Origin of the sequence: Mesorhizobium sp. M2A.F.Ca.ET.046.03.2.1, from assembly GCF_003952425.1 — a bacterium.
Lineage (GTDB): Bacteria > Pseudomonadota > Alphaproteobacteria > Rhizobiales > Rhizobiaceae > Mesorhizobium.
This window is the reverse complement of the sequence record NZ_CP034449.1, coordinates 4,412,093-4,431,724: the sequence shown is the minus strand read 5'-3', so window position 1 is coordinate 4,431,724 and position 19,632 is coordinate 4,412,093. Positions and strand designations below refer to the sequence as shown.

19 protein-coding genes are annotated in these 19,632 nt (G+C 64.3%); 11 read left to right on the top strand and 8 right to left on the bottom strand.

All coding sequences use genetic code 11. The features are described 5' to 3' along the window. Nucleotides 1-24: 24 nt before the first annotated feature. Nucleotides 25-1,107 carry a nitroreductase family protein gene (locus EJ072_RS21140; RefSeq protein ID WP_126081131.1) on the top strand — a complete coding sequence of 361 codons (1,083 nt, stop codon included), beginning with the start codon at nucleotides 25-27 and terminating at the stop codon, nucleotides 1,105-1,107. A 97-nt stretch (nucleotides 1,108-1,204) separates the two neighbouring features. On the opposite strand, the gene EJ072_RS21135 is transcribed toward EJ072_RS21140, so the two are convergent. The 7 genes from EJ072_RS21135 to EJ072_RS21105 all read right to left on the bottom strand — a co-directional run bounded on the left by EJ072_RS21135 (nucleotide 1,205) and on the right by EJ072_RS21105 (nucleotide 8,027). After that, nucleotides 1,205-2,308 (bottom strand): ABC transporter ATP-binding protein, encoded by a 1,104-nt coding sequence (locus EJ072_RS21135; protein WP_126081130.1) that lies wholly within the window; start codon nucleotides 2,306-2,308, stop codon nucleotides 1,205-1,207. Between the two features lie 106 nt (nucleotides 2,309-2,414). After that, complete coding sequence (locus EJ072_RS21130) at nucleotides 2,415-3,518, bottom strand: ABC transporter ATP-binding protein (RefSeq protein WP_126081129.1); 1,104 nt, start codon at nucleotides 3,516-3,518, stop codon at nucleotides 2,415-2,417. After that, nucleotides 3,515-3,736 carry a hypothetical protein gene (locus EJ072_RS21125; protein WP_126081128.1) on the bottom strand — a complete coding sequence of 74 codons (222 nt, stop codon included), beginning with the start codon at nucleotides 3,734-3,736 and terminating at the stop codon, nucleotides 3,515-3,517. Before EJ072_RS21125 ends, EJ072_RS21130 begins: the two co-directional genes overlap by 4 nt. Then, on the bottom strand, nucleotides 3,733-4,689 hold the full coding sequence (locus EJ072_RS21120) for a carbohydrate ABC transporter permease (protein WP_042640685.1): 957 nt from the start codon (nucleotides 4,687-4,689) through the stop codon (nucleotides 3,733-3,735). The genes EJ072_RS21125 and EJ072_RS21120 overlap by 4 nt, the downstream gene beginning before the upstream one ends. 1 nt (nucleotide 4,690) lies before the next feature. Continuing rightward, the gene (locus tag EJ072_RS21115) at nucleotides 4,691-5,596 is read right to left on the bottom strand and encodes a sugar ABC transporter permease (RefSeq protein ID WP_042640683.1); all 906 of its coding nucleotides are present in this window, start codon (nucleotides 5,594-5,596) and stop codon (nucleotides 4,691-4,693) included. Nucleotides 5,597-5,661: 65 nt separating this feature from the next. Further along, nucleotides 5,662-6,978 carry an extracellular solute-binding protein gene (locus tag EJ072_RS21110; RefSeq protein ID WP_126081127.1) on the bottom strand — a complete coding sequence of 439 codons (1,317 nt, stop codon included), beginning with the start codon at nucleotides 6,976-6,978 and terminating at the stop codon, nucleotides 5,662-5,664. A gap of 392 nt (nucleotides 6,979-7,370) precedes the next feature. Next, the gene (locus EJ072_RS21105; RefSeq protein ID WP_126081126.1) at nucleotides 7,371-8,027 is read right to left on the bottom strand and encodes a TetR/AcrR family transcriptional regulator; all 657 of its coding nucleotides are present in this window, start codon (nucleotides 8,025-8,027) and stop codon (nucleotides 7,371-7,373) included. A 208-nt stretch (nucleotides 8,028-8,235) separates the two neighbouring features. Here EJ072_RS21105 and EJ072_RS21100 point away from each other — a divergent pair, with 208 nt between their 5' ends. The 4 genes from EJ072_RS21100 (at nucleotide 8,236) to EJ072_RS21085 (ending at nucleotide 12,041) form a co-directional block, all read left to right on the top strand. Continuing rightward, nucleotides 8,236-9,432 carry a Tm-1-like ATP-binding domain-containing protein gene (locus tag EJ072_RS21100; protein WP_126081125.1) on the top strand — a complete coding sequence of 399 codons (1,197 nt, stop codon included), beginning with the start codon at nucleotides 8,236-8,238 and terminating at the stop codon, nucleotides 9,430-9,432. 11 nt (nucleotides 9,433-9,443) lie between these two features. Next, nucleotides 9,444-10,283, top strand: a complete 840-nt coding sequence (locus EJ072_RS21095) for a phosphoenolpyruvate hydrolase family protein (RefSeq protein ID WP_126081124.1) — start codon at nucleotides 9,444-9,446, stop codon at nucleotides 10,281-10,283. A 4-nt stretch (nucleotides 10,284-10,287) separates the two neighbouring features. Next, nucleotides 10,288-10,704, top strand: a complete 417-nt coding sequence (locus EJ072_RS21090; protein ID WP_126081123.1) for a cupin domain-containing protein — start codon at nucleotides 10,288-10,290, stop codon at nucleotides 10,702-10,704. 173 nt (nucleotides 10,705-10,877) lie between these two features. Next, a complete protein-coding gene (locus tag EJ072_RS21085; RefSeq protein ID WP_126078352.1) occupies nucleotides 10,878-12,041 on the top strand; it encodes an IS4 family transposase in 1,164 nt (387 codons plus the stop codon). A 144-nt stretch (nucleotides 12,042-12,185) separates the two neighbouring features. Here EJ072_RS21085 and EJ072_RS21080 read toward each other — a convergent pair whose 3' ends face one another. After that, nucleotides 12,186-13,379 (bottom strand): Xaa-Pro peptidase family protein, encoded by a 1,194-nt coding sequence (locus tag EJ072_RS21080; RefSeq protein ID WP_126081122.1) that lies wholly within the window; start codon nucleotides 13,377-13,379, stop codon nucleotides 12,186-12,188. Nucleotides 13,380-13,713: 334 nt separating this feature from the next. Here EJ072_RS21080 and EJ072_RS21075 point away from each other — a divergent pair, with 334 nt between their 5' ends. From EJ072_RS21075 to EJ072_RS21050, 6 genes are all read left to right on the top strand, one after another. After that, entirely contained in the window at nucleotides 13,714-15,324 is a 1,611-nt protein-coding gene (locus tag EJ072_RS21075; RefSeq protein WP_126081121.1) for an ABC transporter substrate-binding protein, read from the top strand. A 123-nt stretch (nucleotides 15,325-15,447) separates the two neighbouring features. Then, the gene (locus EJ072_RS21070; protein ID WP_126081120.1) at nucleotides 15,448-16,434 is read left to right on the top strand and encodes an ABC transporter permease; all 987 of its coding nucleotides are present in this window, start codon (nucleotides 15,448-15,450) and stop codon (nucleotides 16,432-16,434) included. Then, nucleotides 16,431-17,261 carry an ABC transporter permease gene (locus EJ072_RS21065; RefSeq protein WP_126081119.1) on the top strand — a complete coding sequence of 277 codons (831 nt, stop codon included), beginning with the start codon at nucleotides 16,431-16,433 and terminating at the stop codon, nucleotides 17,259-17,261. The genes EJ072_RS21070 and EJ072_RS21065 overlap by 4 nt, the downstream gene beginning before the upstream one ends. Then, the gene (locus EJ072_RS21060) at nucleotides 17,258-18,262 is read left to right on the top strand and encodes an ABC transporter ATP-binding protein (protein ID WP_189343065.1); all 1,005 of its coding nucleotides are present in this window, start codon (nucleotides 17,258-17,260) and stop codon (nucleotides 18,260-18,262) included. The genes EJ072_RS21065 and EJ072_RS21060 overlap by 4 nt, the downstream gene beginning before the upstream one ends. Beyond that, nucleotides 18,259-19,035: an ATP-binding cassette domain-containing protein gene (locus EJ072_RS21055; protein WP_126081118.1), complete on the top strand. Its 777-nt coding sequence runs from the start codon at nucleotides 18,259-18,261 to the stop codon at nucleotides 19,033-19,035. Before EJ072_RS21060 ends, EJ072_RS21055 begins: the two co-directional genes overlap by 4 nt. Nucleotides 19,036-19,099: 64 nt before the next feature. Next, a complete protein-coding gene (locus EJ072_RS21050; protein ID WP_126081117.1) occupies nucleotides 19,100-19,606 on the top strand; it encodes an L-2-amino-thiazoline-4-carboxylic acid hydrolase in 507 nt (168 codons plus the stop codon). Nucleotides 19,607-19,632 lie beyond the last annotated feature (26 nt).

Below are 19,632 nucleotides of genomic sequence, written 5' to 3'. Positions count from 1 at the left end.
CTGCAAGTTTATCGAGAGGGCACGATGAACAGGCGAACGATGCTCGTGGGCGCAGGCGCCGCGCTTGTCGCGGCGGGCACCGGTGTTGCCGGTTGGCGATCGGCGGTCGGGTCCATGGCCCAGTATGAGGTCTTCGCCGCCGGATTGCGTGACCGCCTGACGCCCGATCTTGGGGCCATCGTCCGTTACGCAACCTTGGCGGCCAATAGCCATAATACGCAGCCCTGGCGGTTCCAGCTTGAAGGGCAAGCAATCGAGATCCGGCCAGACCTTCAGAGGCGGACCCCGGTCGTCGACCCTGACGATCATCATCTCTATGTCAGCCTGGGATGCGCCGCGGCCAATCTCATGCTCGCCGCGGCGGCGACTGGCCGAACCGGCGAGGCTTCGCTTACGGCCGACGGCAACGGAATCCGTTACGACTACCTCATGGGCGAGGCGAAAGCGGACCCGTTGGCCGACGCCATTCCGAAACGCCAATCGACGCGTGCCGAATATGATGGCCGCGCCACCCCTGCCGCCGATCTCGTCGAGCTTGAGCGCGCAGCCGCGATACCGGGTGTGAGCCTGGCGCTTGTCACCGATCAGGGGCGGATGAAGCAGGTGCGGGATCTCGTCCTCGCCGGCAATGAAGACCAGATGAATGACCCCGCATTCATGCATGAGCTGAAGCAGTGGATCCGCTTCAACCCGCGCAGCGCAATGGCTCGAGGCGATGGGCTCTTCTCAGCCGCGAGCGGCAGGCCGGTGCTGCCGACCAGCCTTGGCCGGATCGCCTTGGACCGGTTGTTCAGCGCCGCCCAGGAGAATGAGAAATACGCCCGTCAGATCGACTCATCGGCAGGGGTGGCGATCTTCTTTGCCGAGCGGCCGGACCACGACCACTGGGTCAGGGTCGGCCAGGCGTGCCAGCGCTTCGCTTTGGCCGCGACGAGCTTGGGACTTAAGCTCGCGTTCATCAACCAGCCTGTCGAGGTCGCCCGCCTGCGCGCCGACCTGGCGGGGATTGTCGGCGAGACCCGCAGGCCGGATATTGTGATGCGCTTCGGATATGGACCGGCCTTGCCGTTTTCGCCAAGGAGGCCGGTGGCTTCGGTCATCCTATGATGGTCGAGATGGTCAGAGGCGGTTGACCCGTCAGCCAGGCTGCCCGCCGGTTCTCGGCCTGGTCGGGCGCGGTGCGATAAGGCGGCAGGCGAAGCCGCTATCCCGCATGCCGCAGGCTGACGCCACTGCCCTTGTCGAACAGCACCACCTTGTCGGGGTTCCAGGCAAAGCGCACGGCCTGTTCGATCGCGACATCGGTCCTGGCCGGGACGGTGGCGCGCAGCATCGTGTCGCCGACCCTGAGCGTCAGGATCTTCTCCACGCCATGGTTCTCGACATCGTGGACGCGCGCTTCCACCGGCGCGCCGCTCTCCAGATGGACATCCTCCGGGCGGATGCCGAAGACGAGCGGCCGACCGTCGGTCGCGCCGCTCGTCCTGCCCCCGCCAAAACTCTTTGCCCCAGTTGACAGCGGCAGCTCGAAATTCACCGGCGCCATCACCGCGCGGTCGTTGACCAGCTTGCCGTCGATGAGATTCATCGGCGGCGAGCCGACGAAGCTCGCGACATAGGTGTCGCGCGGATTGTTGTAGATCTCATGCGGCGTACCGGTCTGGACGATGCGGCCATGGTTGAGCACGCCGACCTTGTCGCCCATCGACATGGCCTCGATCTGGTCATGCGTGACGAACAGGAACGTGGCGCCAAGCTGCATCTGCAGGTTCTTCAATTCCGTGCGCAGCGCCTCGCGCAGCTTGGCGTCGAGCGCAGACAGCGGCTCGTCCATCAGGAAGACGCGCGGCTTGCGCACGATGGCGCGGCCGATCGAGACGCGCTGCATCTCGCCGCCGGAAAGCCGGTCGGTCTTGCGGTCGAGCAGATGTTCGATACGAAGCGTGCGGGCGGCGCGCGCGACGCGGTCCTTGATCTCGGCATCCGGCAGCCGGCGGATCTTCGGCTTCAGCGGGAATTCGAGGTTCTGCCGCACCGTGTAGCGCGGATAGAGCGAATATTGCTGCAGCACCAGCGCGACGTCGCGTTCGGCCGCGCCCCAGTCGGCGACGTCGACGCCGTCGATGAAGACCTGGCCCTCGGTCGGCTTATCGAGCCCGGCGATCAGGCGCAGCGTCGTCGTCTTGCCGGCACCGGTTTCGCCGAGCAGCACGAAGAACTCGCCGTCGGCAATGTCGAGATTGAGGCCGGTCAGCGCGGTATGGCCGCCGAATTTCTTGGTGATGTTCTTGAGCTCGATATGGGCCATGTCTACTGTCTCATTTTCATTTCGAGGGTGATCAGCCCTCCGCTATGGCTCCGGGCGTTCGATTGTTCGAAAGGCCAAATCGTTGGCCTCTCGTGTCCTTCGGCCATCACAATCTCACCCCCAGCGACTTGCCGCTTGCCGTGTCGAAGAAATGCGCCTGTTCCGGATCAATGCGGACATGGACCTTCTCGCCGGGACCCGAGACGTAGCCGGCCTTGGTGCGCGCGCGCAGCATCGTGGAGCCGACCTTGAGGTCGACGATGTCGAAGGATCCCAGCGGCTCGATGATGCTAGCCTCGACCGGCATGTAGCCGGACGCCGCATCGTGCCGGACGAGCACGCCCTCCGGCCGGATGCCAAGCGTCAGGCCACCGTTGGCATGCCCGTTGAGCTTGGACAGGAGCCGGTGGGGGAACTCGAAGCCCGCCGGCGCGTCGCCGACCGTCACGGAAGCGGCTCCGGGTTGATCCGTGACGCGGGCCTCGGCAATGTTCATCACCGGGCTGCCGACGAATTGCGCCACGAACAAGTTCGCCGGGTGCGAATAGACCTCGTCCGGCGTGCCGACCTGCTGAATGAAGCCCTCATGCATGATGACGATGCGGTCGGCGAGGCTCATCGCCTCGATCTGGTCGTGGGTGACGTAGATCGTGGTCGATCCCTGCTTCACGTGCAGGCGCTTGATCTCGGCCCGCATCTCCTCGCGCAGCTTGGCGTCGAGCGCGCCGATGGGCTCGTCCATCAGCATGGCCTTCGGCCGCCGCACGAGCGCCCGGCCAATCGCCACGCGCTGCATGTCGCCCCCCGAAAGCGCCGACGGCCGCTTGTCGAGCAGGTCGGTGATGCGCAGGACCCGGGCGACCTCGCGCACGGACTTGTCGACCTCGCCGCTGCTCATGCGCGTGGCGCGCAGCGGAAAGGCGACATTCTCGAACACCGTCATGTGCGGGTAGAGCGAGAAGGACTGGAACACCATGGCGATGTCGCGGTCGGCGGCCTTGAGGTGCTGCACCGGCTTGCCGTCGATCAGGATGTCGCCCTTGTCGATCGTCTCCAGCCCCGCCACCGCGCGCAGCGTCGTGGTCTTGCCGCAGCCGGACTGGCCGAGCAGCACGATGAACTCGTTGTCGGCGATGGCGAGGTTCAAATTGTGGATGACCTGGACGGCACCGAAGAATTTCTCGATGCCGCGAAGTTCGATCTGCGTCACTGCCGGGCTCCCTCATGCGTCGGGGCGCCGGTTTCCTCGCTCTGCTCCGGCGCGATCTTGGACGTGATGTTGAAGCCGATCAGCCCGATCAGGATGATCGTCACGCCGTAGGAATGCAGGTTGAGGTTCCATGGCTGGCAGAGCGCGACTATGCCGAGCACCATCAGGATCTGCGAAGCCGGCAAAAGGTATTTCTCGTTGACGGCGCGGAAACTCATTTGCGGATCGCTCCGAACGTCACGCCGCGAAGCAGATGGTTGCGCAGCAGGAAGGTGAAGATCGCGACCGGCAAAAGGAACAGGAAGGTGCCGGCTGCGATCGTGGTCCAATCCGGCAGGCCGGAGCCGATCTGCGACGGGATGAAGGGTGGCGCCGTCTGGGCGCGCCGGTTGGTCATGATCAGCGCGAAGGCATATTCGTTCCAGGCGGTGATGAAGCAGAACACGGCTGTCGCCGCAATGCCCGTCGCCGCTTCCGGCAGCACGATCTTGAAGAAGGCCTGCATGCGCGTGTAGCCGTCCACGAGCGCTGCTTCCTCATATTCCTTCGGGATCTCATCCATGAAGCCTTTCATCAGCCAGACCGAGAAGGAGAGGTTGAACGCGACGTAGAGGATGATCAGCCCGATATGCGAGTCGTTGAGGCCGACCATGCGGTACATCAGGAACATCGGGATGGCGACCACCACCGGCGGCAGCATGCGCGTCGACAGGATGAAGAACAAAAGATCCGCCTCGCCGGCGATCTTGAAGCGGGAAAAGCCGTAGGCAGTGAACGTTCCCATGCCGACCGCCAGCACCGTGCTGATGACCGCCACGATCAGGCTGTTCATGAACCGGTCGGGATACTGCGAAAGCTGCACATCCTTGCCGACCTTCAGCACCCGCTCGCCGCCGTCATAGATGCGTTTTTCCCACCAGGGCGCGGCTTCGTAGACTTGCGGATCGACGGGCTTCTGCATCTGCACGCGCTTGGTGAAGAGACGCACGAACGGCGTCACCTCCGGCTCGAACAGCACGGTCGGCGGCACGCTGACGGCGAGCTCCTTCGGCTTGAACGCCGTCGAGGCGATCCAGTAGATCGGCGCCAGGAAGATCAGCGTCGCGACCAGCACGGCGGCGATTGCCGCGCGGTTGAAAGCAACCTCGGAAGAAGTGCGGACGGCGGCCATCTCAGCGCTCCTTCACCTTGTTGAGATACTTCACGTAGAGGTTGGTGATGGCCAGCACCATGATCAGCACGATGTAGGCCAGCGCGCAGGACTTGCCCGTATCCCACTGCTGGAAAGCCTGCTTGTAGAGCCGGATCGCGATCAGCTCCGCGGTCGGCTGGGTCGTCATCGTGTAGGCGATGTCGAAGGTCTTGAAGGCTTCCATGGTGCGGAAGATCAGCGCGATGAGAAGGATCGGCGAGACCAGCGGCAAGGTGATGCGGGTGAAAGTGTACCACCATCCGGCGCGGTCGATCGCGGCGGCCTCGTAGAGATGCTGCGGCACCGCCGACAGGCCGGCGAGCGACAAAAGCATGACGAAGGGCGACCACATCCAGATGTCGGTGATCGCGACCGCGTAGAGCGCGCTGTCGGGATTGGAGAGCCAGGCGAAATCGCCAAGGCCGAAGACATAATTGATCGGGCCCCAGGACGGGCTGTAGAGCAATTGCCAGAACAGGCCGACGACCGCCGCCGACATCATCATCGGCAACAAAAGCAGCGTGGTGATCAGGCCCTTCATCGGAAAGGAGCGGTTGAGCAGAAGCGCAAGGCCGAAGCCGACGACCATCTGACCCGCCACGGAAACGATGACGTATTTCGCCGTGATAACGAAGTTGGACCAGATGTGGTCATCGCTGAGCAGCTCGCGATAATTCTGCAGGCCGACGAACTGCCAGGGCTCGCTCCGGTTCGCGGCGAAATTGGTGAAGGAATAGCCGAGCGAATAGATCAGCGGAAAAATGTTGAAGACGATCAGAAAGACCAGCGTCGGGATGATGAACAGGTTGCGGATGGTGAGATCCGACCAGCCGCGAGCGGCAGCCCTGGACGCGGGATCGAGATTGGTGAGGGCTACCGAAGCCAACTTTGTCTCCTGAAAACAGGAATGCCGGAGGGGAAACCCTCCTCCGGCATTCTGACTGCGATGCTTTACTTGTAGCGGTTGTACTTGGTGAAGGTCGCCTTCCAGTCGGCGGCGGTCTTGTCCAGCGCCTCCTGGGCGGTGCCCTTGCCGCCGACCACGAACGGATAGATGTTCTGGTTCAGCTGATCGAGCACTTCGGCATATTCAGGCGTTGCCCAGAAGTCCTTGACCATGAACATCGTGTCGTAGAACGCCTTGTTGTAAGGCGTCGCGTTCTGGAAGGCGTCCGACTTCAGCACGGCCTGGCTGCAGGTGTAGCCGCCGAGTTCGGCCCACTTCTTCTGGGTCTCGTCCTTGATGAACCATTCGAGGAACTTCATCGCCTCGTCCTTGCTCTTCGAATACGAGACGACGGAGATGCCCTGGCCGCCGAGAGCGGCGAAGCGCTTGCCGTCCGGGCCGGCCGGATTTGCAAAGAAGCCGGTGACGTCGGCATAGGGATTGGTGGCCTTGTTCACCAGCGGCGGGAAGAAGGCGAAGAAGTTCATGCTCATCGCAGCGAGACCGCCGGTGATCGCCTGATTGTCTTCCACGAAGAAGGTCTTGCCCCAGCCGGGAGGCGTGAACTTGTAGAGCTGCTTGTACATGTCGAGGCCGGCGGCGGCCTCCTTGGAGTTGGTGATGCCGTCGACCTTGTAGGTTGCGTAGTCGCCGAGATCGCCGCCATAGCTGAAGATGGCGCTTTCGACGCCCATCGCCATCGCGTCATAGGAATTGTCGGTGTAGATGGCGACGCCGTAGCGCTTCTGGTCCGGACGGTGGAAGAACTCGGCGATGTCGCGCAGCTGCGCATAGGTCGTCGGCACGGCGAGGTCGTAGCCGTACTTCGCCTTGAAGGCCTCTTTCTCCTTCGGGTCCTCGAACCAGTCCTTGCGATAGGACCAGCCGATCGCGTCGCCTTCCAGCGGGATCGCCCAATACTTGCCCGAGCCGCCGGGGTATTCGGCATAGTATTTGATGGTCGCCGGCGCCATTACGTCATTGAGCTTGTGCTGGTTGAAGAAGTCGGTGAGGTCGACATAGTGGCCTTGCGTCGAACCGGCGCCGAGCCATTGCGAGTCGCCGACGACCATATCGTAGGCGTCCCCATGCGCGTTGAATTCGGTGAAGGCCTTGGTCTGGAAGTCGGGCCACGGCGTGGTCTGAACCGTGACCTTCACACCGGTCTCGGCTGTGTAGTCGTTGACAAGCTCCTGCAGGTAGTTCGCCGGATCCCATTCCGCCCAGAAGATGGTGAGTTCCTTGTCCTGCGCGCGGACGGATGTCCCGCAGGCAAGTGCCAGCCCGATACCAGCGATCACGCTGGTCACTATCTTGCGCATAGTTTTCCTCCCTTGTGCGCATTCTACCGTGTCATGCGAACCGGCAGCGAAGCCGGCCGCGGTAGTTCCTCCTGTGAGGGCACCCTTGCCGGTTCCGGGCCTCCTCACCCTGCCGGAATGGAACGCGGCCGTCACTTTTGATCCGCTTTATTTGACTATAATCTGGTATTACCAATTTCAGCTTGGCGTCAAGCGCTTTCTTGAGCGACGGAAAGCAGCCGAATGAACCGATCCTTACGATATCTGGCTGTTTTCCCTCGTTATTCCTACTCCTTGATATGCAAGACCCTTGTCACGAGCCGCCTCCGACAATTAACATCCACACCTGATCCTGCAATCTGGTCGAACCAGATTTAGAGGGCTGGTGCTTTCGGCGGCGCCGACATCACTGCTCATTTCGGCCCTGATTCCGCCATCGCCGTCCGCACCAGCGCGCCCGCCGCCCATTGCGCCACCGACATCATTTCGGCGCTGTCCAGCCCCCAGATGTCCTTCAGCACCGTGACCACCTCGACGCCGAACACCAGCGACAGCGCCTGCGCCAGGCGACTGAACTGACGCGGCCTCAAGCGGCCCTTGAGCGGCGCGATCGCATCCTTCAGCAGGTCAACGCGATGGCCGCGCGTGAAGGCGGGCTCGGATCCGAGCGTGCCGGCCTGGCGCCGCGCCCATTGGTCGAGGGACAGCTTCAGAGCCGCCTTGAACGTCGCCTCGAAGGCTTCGATGCGCGGCATCGCGGTGGCAAACAGATCCGCCACGCGCCGTTCGGCATCATCGGAGGCCGACTTCCAGGTGAGGATCGGGCCGAGCCCTTCATCGACCACGGCCTGCACCAGCGCCGCCTGGCTCGGGAAATACCGGTAGGCGGTTGCGCGCGACACCTCCGCCGCCTCCGCGACCTCGCTGACCGAGGGTGTCATGCCGGACTGCATCAGCCGCGTCGCCGTCTCCAGCATCAGCCGCTTGGTGCGGGCACGCGCCCCCTTCTCGATCACCGGCGTCGGGGCGACCTCATCCTTGGCGACGGCTTGTTGACGTGAGACATCCATATCAATATGATACGCGCGTCTCAAAAATTTGCAATGGCGCAACGCCAGGCAAATGACGGGGCCCCACCAGCGACGAGGCTTTGCCGAGGAGCTTACGGGTGGGGCAAAAATAGGTCCCACCAGCGACGAGGCCTTTGCCGAGGAGCTTAAGGGTGGGGCAAGAAGGCGGGCGGCAAAGCCGAACATGCCGGACGACGGGGAAACGCGCATGAAGCGCATCTATGTGGTCGGCACCGCCGACACCAAAGGCGAGGAGCTTGCCTTCCTGGCCGATGCCGTCGCTACTGCGGGCGGCGCGGTCGTGCGTGTCGATATCGGCACGCGGGGTGCGACCGTCCCGGTCGATATCCCGGCCAGCGAGGTCGCCGCGCATCATCCCAAGGGAGCCCACGCGGTTCTCGGCCTCGATGACCGCGGCGCCGCCGTTGCCGGCATGGGGGCCGCTTTCGCCAGTTTCATCCGCTCGCGCGACGACATCGCCGGTGTGATCGGCATCGGCGGCGGCGGCGGCACCTCGATCGTCACCGCCGGCATGCGCGCGCTGCCGCTCGGCCTGCCCAAGCTCATGATCTCGACGCTGGCATCCGGCGACACCGCGCCTTATGTCGACGTGTCCGACATCATCATGATGCCGTCGGTCACCGACATGGCGGGACTGAACAGGCTCTCCCGCGTCGTGTTGCACAATGCCGCCCAGGCGATCGCCGGCATGGCCGCGAAGCCGGCCCCGGCCGCCGCCGGCAAGCCGGCGCTCGGGCTCACCATGTTCGGCGTCACCACGCCTTGCGTGACGGCGATCGTCGAGCGCCTGCGCGACGACTATGACTGCATGGTCTTCCACGCCACCGGCACCGGCGGCCGCTCGATGGAGAAGCTCGCCGACAGCGGCCTGCTGGCCGGCGTCCTCGACATCACCACGACCGAGGTCTGCGATTTGCTGTTCGGCGGCGTGCTGCCGGCAACGGAGGATCGCTTCCGCGCCATCGCCCGCACGAAATTGCCCTATATCGGCTCGGTCGGCGCGCTCGACATCGTGAACTTCTGGGCGCCACCGACAATTCCGGAAAAATATCGTGGGCGACTGTTCTACGAACACAATCCCAATGTCACGCTGATGCGCACCACGGCCGACGAATGCCGCCGGATCGGTGAATGGATCGGCGGCCGCCTCGCCCGCTGCGAAGGCCCGGTCCGCTTCCTGATCCCGGAAAAGGGCGTCTCGGCGCTCGATATAGAAGGCGGCGCCTTCTTCGACGCAGAGGCCGACGCGGCGCTGTTCGACGCGATCGAGCGCACGATCGAGCCGACGAAGGACCGCACCGTCACGCGCCTGCCGCTGCACATCAACGACTCCGCCTTCGCCAAGGCCGCGGCCGAGGCGTTCCTCGACATCGCCAACAAGTGAGACAGACAAGCATGCCCGCCATCCCGCGCAAAACAATCCTGGAGAAATTCCGCAGGATGATCGCCGACGGCGTGCCGATCGTGGGCGGTGGCGCCGGCACCGGCCTGTCGGCCAAGGCCGAGGAAGCCGGCGGCATCGACCTGATCATCATCTACAATTCTGGCCGCTATCGCATGGCCGGGCGCGGCTCGGCCGCCGGCCTGCTCGCCTATGGCAACGCCAACGAGATCGTCAAGGAGATGGCCTATGAGGTGCTGCCGGTGGTGAAGAAGACGCCGGTGCTGGCCGGCGTCAACGGCACCGATCCCTTCGTCATCATGCCGCTGCTGCTTTCCGAGCTGAAGACGATGGGCTTTTCCGGCGTGCAGAACTTTCCGACCGTCGGCCTGTTCGACGGCACCATGCGCCAGAGCTTCGAGGAGACCGGCATGGGTTTTGGTCTCGAGGTCGACATGATCGCCGAGGCGCATCAGCTCGATCTGCTCACCACGCCCTACGTCTTCAATCCCGATGAGGCGCGCGCCATGACCAATGCCGGCGCCGACATCGTCGTCGCCCATATGGGTGTGACGACCGGCGGCTCGATCGGCGCCACCTCGGCGAAAACGCTCGACGCCTGCGTGAAAGAAATCGACGACATCGCCGATGCCGCGCGCTCGGTGCGCAAGGATGTCATCCTGCTGTGCCATGGCGGGCCGATCTCGATGCCCGACGACGCCCGCTACATCCTCGAGCGGTGCGAGGGGCTGCACGGCTTCTATGGCGCAAGCTCGATGGAGCGGCTGCCGGCCGAAGCGGCAATCGCCAGGCAGGCGGCGGATTTCAAGGCGATCACAAAAACGAAGGGATGAGGCAATGGCCGACAAAAGCAAAGTGTTCGTCTACCCGAAGGATGTCAGCGCCTTCGGTTTCGACTGGGGCAGACTCTCGCTGACCGTCGCGCCGGAAGTGAATGGCGCTGAGCGCTTTTCCGGCGGCGTCGTCGACTTGCCGCCCGGCCGGGGCCACACCCGCCACAATCATCCCGGCGCCGAGGAGATCATCTTCGTCATCTCCGGCCATGGCGAGCAGATGGTGGAGGACGAGAAGGGCAATCCGGTGGTGGCGAAGGTCGGTCCAGGCTGCACCATCTACGTGCCGGAGAGCCGCTTCCACTCGACGCTCAACACCGGCGACCAGCCGATGCAGCTGTTTGTTGTCTATTCGCCAACTGGGCCTGAGCTGGTGTTGCGGGAGCTGCCGGATTTCAAGCTGCTGCCGGCGGGCACATAATCTTCAGCGTCGCAGCCCCCTCATCCGGCCGCTGCGCGGCCACCTTCTCCCCGGCGGGGCAGGGCTGTCCGGGGAAAGGTTCGGGTGAATCGAAATGCCGCATGTGCATGCCCCGTAAGACGGGGATTTTCCGTCTACCTTCTGGTTGTCGAGACTCAGAAAGGGAACGGGGCATGCGCTTTACGCCTAGCATTCTTGGCAAGCTGGTTGAACCGATCAATCGTCGCCGCTTCCAGACGATTGTGGATAGCCATGACGGGGATGCGTATGACAAGTCGTTCAAGAGCTGGGACCATCTCGTGGTGTTGATCTATGCTCAGCTCAGCGGCGCGACGAGCCTTCGCAGCCTGCAAGCCGGCTGGAACGCCAACTGCCAGCACCATTACCACCTCGGCAGCGACCTGTTGCGGCGCTCGACCTTGTCGGACGCCAACCGGCGCCGCCCTGTAGCCGTCTTCGCCGAGACGTTCGCCCTGCTTGCAGGCCAACTCGACCGGCAGATGCGTCGCGAAGGCAGTGCCATGCTGCGGCTGATCGATTCCACGCCCATCCCGCTCGGCAAGCTTTGCGACTGGGCCAAGTCGAACGGCCGCATCCGCGGCATGAAGCTGCATATCGTCTATGATCCAGACAGCGACTGTCCGCGCGTCCTCGACATCACCGATGCCAACGTCAACGACGCCCAGATCGGCCGCACCATCTCTATCGAAGACGGTGCGACCTACGTGTTCGACAAGGGTTACTGCCACTACGGCTGGTGGACGGCGATCGCGGCGGCGCAAGCCTTCTTCGTCACCCGGCCCAAAACCAACATGGGGCTCAAGCTGGTGTGCGATCGTCCCCTCGCAGCCATGCACGGCGATGGCTTCACCGTGCTTGAGGATGCCGAGGTGAGCTTTGCCAGCAAAGGCGATTCCAAACTGCCGATCCGCTTGCGTCGCATCATCGTGAAGCGAGACGAAGGCGACACCATCACGCTGCTGACCAACGATCTCGAGCGCTCGGCCGCCGACATAGCAGCCCTCTACAAGGGGCGCTGGCAGATTGAGCTCCTGTTCCGCTGGATCAAGCAGCACCTCAAGATCCGTAAGTTCCTCGGCAACAATGACAACGCCATCCGCCTGCAGCTCTTCGCCGCCATGATCGCCTATGCGCTGTTGCGCATTGCAGCGCGCGCATATCGCGTTGCACTGCCGATCCTGCGCTTCACCGACCTGGTGACACGATGCCTGTTCGAGCGGCGCCACATCGCCGCCATCGACAAACCGCCGCCCGTCAATCCAAGTCGAAGGTACCCCCGCTGCTCTCCCGATCAGATGAGCCTCGACTATGTCTAACTTTCCCCGGACAGCCCTGCCGGCGGGGAGAAGAGGTGGCGCTGGCGCCGGCAGGCTCCTCTCCCCTCGGGGAGAGGTCGGATTGCCCCGAATTGCTCTTCGCAATTCGGCTGGCAATCCGGGTGAGGGGGAGCGCCGTCGAAGCTAAGCTGCCACCCCGCCCCTGTTCCATCCGCGCCCGCGGTCACCGAACATCACATAGCCGGCGTCCGTCACCGCGACCGTGTCCTCCAGCTTGATGAAGCCGCGCGTCGGGTGGAGCATGGTCGTCTCGACCGAGAGCACCATGTTCTTCTCCAGCGGCTTGGCCGCATAGGTGCCTTCATAGGCGACCGGATGGTTGGTCATCAGGAACGGCGCCTCATGCGTGATCAGCCCCATGCCGTGGGCGAAGAAATCCGTATAGGCCGAAACCTTCGAGGCCTTCAGCACGCTCTCCGCATGCGCGATCATGTCGCCGCCGAGGATGCCGGCCTTGACCTTGGAAATGGCCGCCTGCTGCACTGCTTCGACTTCGGCCAGAAGATCCTCCAGCTCGGCATCAGGCTCGCCGAGCACGCCCATGCGGCAAAGGTCGCCGATATAGCCGTGATAGTTGCCGCCGGAATCGATTGACATCACCTCGCCCTTCTTCCATGCCTGGCTGGACGCCGCGCGGTTATGGCTTGAGCCCAGCGTCAGCAGGCAATATTCGAAATGCGCGCCGCGATTGGTCTCCTCGCGCCTCAGCCGCTCGATGATATCGGTCTTTGTCGTGCCCTCGCGCGCCAAGGCGATCGTCGCCAGCATGGAATCGGTGATCAGTTCGGAGGCGATGCGCAGCTGCTCCAGCTCCGCCTCGGTCTTGATGGCGCGCATGCGCTCCAGCATGTCGGTCGCGTCCATCAGCTTGGCATCCGGCAGCGCCTTGCGGATCAGCATATAGGCGTCGGACGGCAGGAAGCCGGGCTCGATGCCGATGCGCGCCGCAGACTTCCCGATCTGGCGCAGATGCTCCACCGCCAGATTTGCGGCATCGAGCGTGCCCCAGCAGGCGGCGTGCAAGGTCGGCGTCCAGAACGGATGGTTCTGGTGTTCGCCGCCTTCCATCTTGTTGCCGATATAGGCTGCGTGTTCCGGCCCGCCCTTCTCGTAAAGCACGATCGGCAGGTAACGGCTGTGGCCGATCGCATCCATCGCCGCGAAGAAGATGAACTTGTAGCCGCCGAGCAGATATTGCGTGTTGTGCTTGGAGGTGGCGAAGAGCACGTCGATGCCGGCCTCTTCCATCAGCCGGTCCACCCGCGCCTGGTCGAAGGGAATACTGCTGACCTCGGTCTTGCCCGGAGCGATGTTCATCTGCCTCTCCCTGTTTTTCATCGGTCGCAGGAGCGCCGAACGTTATGATTTATGGCTGTCGGCCAAATCTGCATCATTTTGGCCGCTCTGGTCCAGCCAGAACTGATCACTTTCGCGCCAAAGGCGGTTTATGTCCGAATCTCTATCCCGCTTCGCTATAATCTGGTCCTACCAGATAAAAGTATGAGAGCTTCTTTCGGCCGGCTGGTCCAGCGGACGGAAATTTCAAAGCCAAGCCATGATGCGCCAAAACCGTCTCTGGCGAAACCTTTGCCAAGGCCCATAATCACGCGATTGGCGCGCCTGCCGCGGTGCGAAGAGGGGAGTTTGAACGATGTCCGAATTGACGGTTTCACGCCGCGGCCTGCTGGCCGGTTCGGCGCTGCTGCTGGCCTCGAACGCGCTGCCGACCATCGGCTTCGCGCAGACGCCGAAGAAGGGCGGCCGCCTCGTGCTGGCCGCCGATTCCGAACCGCGCAACCTCAACCCGGCAATCGTTGCATCGAACGGCGTCTTCTTCATTTCCAGCAAGATCGTCGAGACGCTGGCCGAAGCCTCCTTCGACGGCAAGGACGGGCTTCAACCGCGGCTCGCGCTTTCCTGGGAAGGTGCGGCCGACGGCCTGTCGGTGAGCTTCAAGCTGCGCGACGGCGTCAGATGGCATGACGGCAAGCCCTTCACCTCCGCCGACGTCGCCTTCTCGGCGCTGCAGATCTGGAAGCCGCTGCAGAATCTCGGCCGCACCGTGTTCAAGGACCTGGAGGCTGTCGACACGCCGGACGAGCTGACGGCCGTCTTCAAATTTGCCAAGCCGACGCCGTTCCAGCTCATCCGCAACGCGCTGCCGGCGCTGTCGAGCGTCGTGCCGAAGCACGTTTATGAAAACGGCAAGATCGAGGACAACCCGGCCAACAATGCGCCGGTCGGCACCGGTCCGTTCAAATTCGCCGAATACAAGGCCGGCCAATATTACCGGCTGACGAGGAACGACGCCTATTGGGGCAAGGACGAGCCCTATCTCGACGAGATCGTCTACCAGGTGCTTCCCGATCGCACGTCCGCCGCGGCTGCGCTGGAAGCCGAAGAGATCCAGCTCGCCGCCTTTTCCGCCGTGCCGCTCGCCGACCTCGACCGCATCTCCAAAGTGCCGGGCCTGAAGGTCATCACCAAGGGCTATGAGGGGTTGACCTACCAGCTCGTCGTCGAGATCAACCACCGCCGCAAGGAGCTGGCCGACCTCAAGGTGCGGCAGGCGATCGCCCATGCAATCGACAAGGATTTCGTCGTCAAGACGATCTTCCTCGGCTACGCCGCGACCGCCACTGGCCCTGTGCCGAAGAACGATCCGCAATTCTACACCGCCGACGTGCCGACCTATCCTTTCGACGTCGCCAAGGCCAACGCTCTGCTGGACGAAGCCGGCTACAAGCGCGCCGACGACGGCAAGCGCTTTGCGTTGAAGCTTTTGCCGGCACCCTATTTCAACGAGACGAAGCAGTTCGGCGATTATTTGCGCCAGGCGCTGGCGGCGATCGGCATCGACGCCCAGATCGTCAACAACGACTCGGCGGCCCACATCAAGGCCGTCTACACCGACCATGCCTTCGACCTCGCCGTCGGCCCGCCGGTGTTCCGCGGCGACCCGGCGATCTCGACCACCATCCTGGTGCAGAGCGGCATTCCCGACGGCGTGCCCTTCTCCAACCAGGGCGGCTATAAGAACGCCGAGCTCGATGCGCTGATCGTCAAGGCGTCCGAGACGCTCGACACCTCGGCTCGCACCGAGCTCTACAAGGAGTTCCAGAAGAAGGTCGCTGCCGATCTGCCGCTTATCAACGTTGCGGAGTGGAGTTTCATTAGCGTGGCTCGCGACACGGTGGGCAACATCGCCAACAACCCGCGCTGGGCTGTGTCGAACTGGGCGGACACTTATTTGGAATCGTGACACATTCGCGCGGATGAAAATTCGCGAACAAATCGGAATTTGGCCGGAGGCCGCGTTCCGTCACCCCCGGCCTGGGCTCGGCTTTTTCAATAGCCAGCGTATCGCCAACCCTTCGAGGCGCGCATGACCCGCGCCCTCACCATTCTCCGCCGCCGTCTCGTCGGCAGCGTCTTCGTTCTCCTCATCGTCGTCATCGGCAGCTTCCTGCTGCTCGAAGCCGCGCCGGGCGACGCGGTCGACGCCTATATCGTCTCGACCGGCGGCGACGCCGGCATGATCGAACTGCTGCGCCATCGCTGGGGCCTCGACCAGTCGGAGCTCACCCGCCTCGCCAACTATCTGTGGGCGCTGCTGCATCTCGACCTCGGCCAGTCCGTCACCTTCTCGCGGCCGATCCGCGACATCGTCCTCGAACGCCTGCCGACCACGCTGGTCCTGATGGGCGGCGCCACCGCGCTCTCCTTCGGCCTTGGCTCTGCGCTCGGCATCTATGCCGGCGCGCGGCCCGGCAGTTTCCGCGACCGCTTCCTGTCGATCGGCTCGCTTGCACTCTATGCCATGCCGGGCTTCTGGCTTGGCCTCGTGCTCATCGTCGTCTTCGCCGTCGACCTGCGCTGGCTGCCGATCGGCGGCATCGAGACCATAGCCTCCGGCAAAACCGGGTTTTCCCGCGCCACCGACATTGCCATCCATCTCGTGCTGCCGGTCTCGGCGCTCGGCTTCATCTATCTCGCGCTCTATCTGCGCATGATGCGCGCCGGCATGGCCGAGGCTTGGCGGCAGGATTTCGTCCTCGCCGCCCGCGCCAGGGGCCTGCCCCGCCGCCGCGTCGTGCTTGCCCATGTCGCCCGCAACGCGCTTCTGCCATTGGTCACCATGCTCGGCCTGCAATCGGCGCAGATGCTTGGCGGCAGCGTCGTCATCGAAAGCGTCTTCGCCGTGCCCGGTCTCGGCCGCCTGGCGCAGGAAGCTGTCGCGGGGCGCGACACACCGCTGTTGCTCGGCATCATCCTGGTGAGCGCCGTTCTCGTTATCGTCATCAACCTTCTGGTCGATCTCGCCTACGCTGTCCTCGATCCGCGCGTCGGCGCCGGCGAGGCAAGCGCATGAACCGCCTGCGCCGTTTCTTGCGCACCCCGGAAGCGATCGCCGGCGCGCTTATCCTCGCCCTGCTCCTCGTCATGGCCTTGGCGGCGCCGCTGTTCTTTCCCGGCGATCCGCAGGCGATCGCCGGTCCGGCGCTGCTGCCGCCGTTCCAGGGCTGGTCGCTGCCGCTCGGCACCGACCGGCTCGGCCGCGACGTGCTGGCCGAGCTGTTCCATGGCGCCCGCACCTCATTGGCGGTCGGCTTGGCGGCCGCGGCCGCGGCGCTGCTGATCGGCGCGACGGTCGGCACCTTGGCCGGCTTTGCCGGCGGCCTTGTCGACGAAGCGCTGATGCGCATCACCGACGCCTTCCAGACCGTGCCAAGCTTCCTGCTGGCGCTGGCCTTCGTAAGCATCGTCGGGCCTTCGCTGGGCGTGGTCGTCGCGGCGATCGCGCTCAGCGCCTGGACCGGACCCGCGCGCGTCGCCCGCGCGGAAGTGCTGTCGATCCGTGAACGCGACTACGTCGCCGGCGCCCGCGTCATCGGCATGCACCCGCTGGAGATCGCCTTTCGCGAGGTGCTGCCCAATGCGTTGCCGCCGGTGCTGGCGCTATCCTCGGTGATCGTCGCGGCTGCGATCCTCACCGAGGCTGCGCTTTCCTTCCTCGGCCTCGGCGACCCCAACCGCGTCACTTGGGGCGGCATGATCGCCGAGGGGCGCACCGTGCTGCGCACCGCGCCGTTCCTGTCGATCGTTCCGGGCGTCGCGCTCGTGCTGACGGTGCTCGGCGTCTACCTCGCCGGCGAAGGCGTGGTGGAAAGCACCGCGGTGCGCAGGAGCCTGTCGTGACGGCGTTGCTTTCCATTCGCGATCTGAGAGTTGCCTATCGGCGCGACGGCATAGAGGTGCCGGCGCTAAAAGGTGTGAGCCTGGATGTGGAGGCTAGAGAGCGCCTGGCGATCATCGGTGAAAGCGGCTCGGGCAAGAGCACACTGGCACTGGCGATTGCGGGGTTGTTGGCAAGGGGTGCCAGTGTTGGCGGGCGCATGGACTGGTTCCTGCCGGCTAGCGTTGGCGCCAAGGCCCCCCTCTCTGGCCTGCCGGCCATCTCCCCCTCAAGGGGGGAGATTGGCAGCTCCGTCGCCGGCTCTCATCTTGCGACCTTGAAAATTGGCGAAGGCGGAGATCACGACCTAATCTCCCCCGTTGAGGGGGAGATGTCCGGCAGGACAGAGAGGGGGGCGAAGGATCGCCAACCGTCCGCACTTGCCACAAGCCACCCTCGCCTCGGCCGCGACATCGGCTTCGTCTTCCAGGACCCCTCCTCCAGTCTCGACCCGGTCATGCCAATCGGCAAGCAGATCGCCGAGGTCGCCCGCACCCATCTCCACCTCACTTGGCGCGAAGCCATCGCCAAGGCCAAAACCCTTCTCGAACGCGTCCGCCTCCCCAATCCCGACGCCACTCTCCACGCCTACCCGCACCAGCTCTCCGGCGGGCAGAAGCAGCGCGTGGCCATCGCCGCGGCAATCGCCGCCGGACCGAAACTCCTGATCGCCGACGAAGCGACCAGCGCGCTCGACACCATCGTCCAGGCCGAGATCGTCGCCCTGATCCGTCGGCTTGTCGCCGAGGACGGCATGACGCTCATCTTCGTCAGTCACGACATCGCGCTCGCCGCCTCGCTCGCCAATCGCATCGCGGTGCTGCGCCATGGCGAACTGGTCGAGCTCGGCGAGACCAGTCAAATCGTCAACGCGCCGCAGCATGCCTATACGCGCGCCCTGCTCGACGCTCATCTTGGCCTCGACGCCGAGCCTCTGCTTGACCGACAGGGCATCTCGGCATGAGCCTGCTTGCCGTCTCCAATCTCACCAAGCGCTACCATCGCGGCCGCAAGCCTTTCGCGGCAGTCGACGAGGTGTCGTTCGAAGTCGGCCCGGCGGAGACGCTGGCGCTTGCCGGCCCGTCCGGCAGCGGCAAATCCACCATCGCACGGCTGGTGCTGCGGCTGATCGAGCCCGATACCGGCCGCATCGAATTTGAGGGAAGCGACTTCCTCGCTCTGTCGGGCGCCGCTTTGCGCGCCCGCCGTGCACGCCTGCAGATGGTGTTCCAGGATCCGCTCGCCGCCTTCAATCCCCGCGCCACCGTGGCGCGCGTGCTGGACGATCCGTTGCGCATCCACAACATCGCCCCGCATGCCCAGCGCCCGCGCCGCATCGCAGCGCTTTTGGAGCGCGTCGGCCTCGATACCGGCCTCGCCGCGCGCGCCATCCACGAGATTTCCGGCGGCCAGCGACAGCGCGTCGCGATCGCCCGCGCCATCGCCACACGGCCGTCGCTGATCGTGCTCGACGAGGCCGTCTCTGCCCTCGACGTCTCGGTGCGAGGACAGATCCTGGAATTGCTGCTCGACCTGCAAAGGCAGGAACGGATCGCCTATCTGTTCATTTCGCATGACCTCGGCGTCATCCGCGCCGTGGCGCATCGCGTCATCATTCTCGATGCCGGCCGGATCGCCGAGAGCGGCGATGCCCGCGCCGTCATCGCCGACCCGCAATCGCCGGTCGGCAAGGCCCTTGTCGAGGCGGCACCGAGATTGAACAGGAACCGGCCATGATCCCGCAAAGTGGCAACCGATTTGCGGACAAGATCATGGTCAAACAACAAGATCAGGACGCACGATGACCGATCCCGAAGCAGCCAGAGCCGAGAAACTGTCGCGCGAGCTCGATTCCGCCTTCCGCAACCGCGCCGACCTCTACCGCCTCTTCCTCGACGAACTGACCGCCGAGCTCGGCGCCGAGCAGGCCGAGGCGGTGATGATCCGCAGCATCGAGAAGCGCGGCCGGGAAGTCGCGGCGGCGGCCTTCGCCGGCTTCGGTCCAAACGACGCGCCGGCGATCGGCGAGGCGTTCCTCGCCGTCAGTCCGGATGGTGGGCGCATGTATCCGACCGACATCGAGAGCGGGCCTGGCCACATCGCTTTCAAGGTCAAGCGCTGCCCGCTGAAGGACGCCTGGGTCGAGGCCGGCGTCGGCGAAGAGAAACTCGCCACGCTCTGCCGCATCGCCGGCGCCTTCGACCGCGGCCTGTTCGAGGCGACCGGCGTGCGTTTCGCCAATGTCACCTGGACGCCGGGCCACGGCTCCGGCTGCTGCCACATCGCATTGACCAACCGCGACGCCTGAAGCAATTCCAGGAAAAGTGCGCAGCG

Bases quoted from the DNA above. Each gene is read 5' to 3' on its own strand.
- EJ072_RS21140 (WP_126081131.1), top strand. From the start codon at position 25: ATGAACAGGCGAACGATGCTCGTGGGCGCAGGCGCCGCGCTTGTCGCG.
- EJ072_RS21135 (WP_126081130.1), bottom strand. From the start codon at position 2,308: ATGGCCCATATCGAGCTCAAGAACATCACCAAGAAATTCGGCGGCCAT.
- EJ072_RS21125 (WP_126081128.1), bottom strand. From the start codon at position 3,736: ATGAGTTTCCGCGCCGTCAACGAGAAATACCTTTTGCCGGCTTCGCAG.
- EJ072_RS21120 (WP_042640685.1), bottom strand. From the start codon at position 4,689: ATGGCCGCCGTCCGCACTTCTTCCGAGGTTGCTTTCAACCGCGCGGCA.
- EJ072_RS21110 (WP_126081127.1), bottom strand. From the start codon at position 6,978: ATGCGCAAGATAGTGACCAGCGTGATCGCTGGTATCGGGCTGGCACTT.
- EJ072_RS21105 (WP_126081126.1), bottom strand. From the start codon at position 8,027: ATGGATGTCTCACGTCAACAAGCCGTCGCCAAGGATGAGGTCGCCCCG.
- EJ072_RS21100 (WP_126081125.1), top strand. From the start codon at position 8,236: ATGAAGCGCATCTATGTGGTCGGCACCGCCGACACCAAAGGCGAGGAG.
- EJ072_RS21095 (WP_126081124.1), top strand. From the start codon at position 9,444: ATGCCCGCCATCCCGCGCAAAACAATCCTGGAGAAATTCCGCAGGATG.
- EJ072_RS21090 (WP_126081123.1), top strand. From the start codon at position 10,288: ATGGCCGACAAAAGCAAAGTGTTCGTCTACCCGAAGGATGTCAGCGCC.
- EJ072_RS21085 (WP_126078352.1), top strand. From the start codon at position 10,878: ATGCGCTTTACGCCTAGCATTCTTGGCAAGCTGGTTGAACCGATCAAT.
- EJ072_RS21080 (WP_126081122.1), bottom strand. From the start codon at position 13,379: ATGAACATCGCTCCGGGCAAGACCGAGGTCAGCAGTATTCCCTTCGAC.
- EJ072_RS21075 (WP_126081121.1), top strand. From the start codon at position 13,714: ATGTCCGAATTGACGGTTTCACGCCGCGGCCTGCTGGCCGGTTCGGCG.
- EJ072_RS21070 (WP_126081120.1), top strand. From the start codon at position 15,448: ATGACCCGCGCCCTCACCATTCTCCGCCGCCGTCTCGTCGGCAGCGTC.
- EJ072_RS21065 (WP_126081119.1), top strand. From the start codon at position 16,431: ATGAACCGCCTGCGCCGTTTCTTGCGCACCCCGGAAGCGATCGCCGGC.
- EJ072_RS21055 (WP_126081118.1), top strand. From the start codon at position 18,259: ATGAGCCTGCTTGCCGTCTCCAATCTCACCAAGCGCTACCATCGCGGC.
- EJ072_RS21050 (WP_126081117.1), top strand. From the start codon at position 19,100: ATGACCGATCCCGAAGCAGCCAGAGCCGAGAAACTGTCGCGCGAGCTC.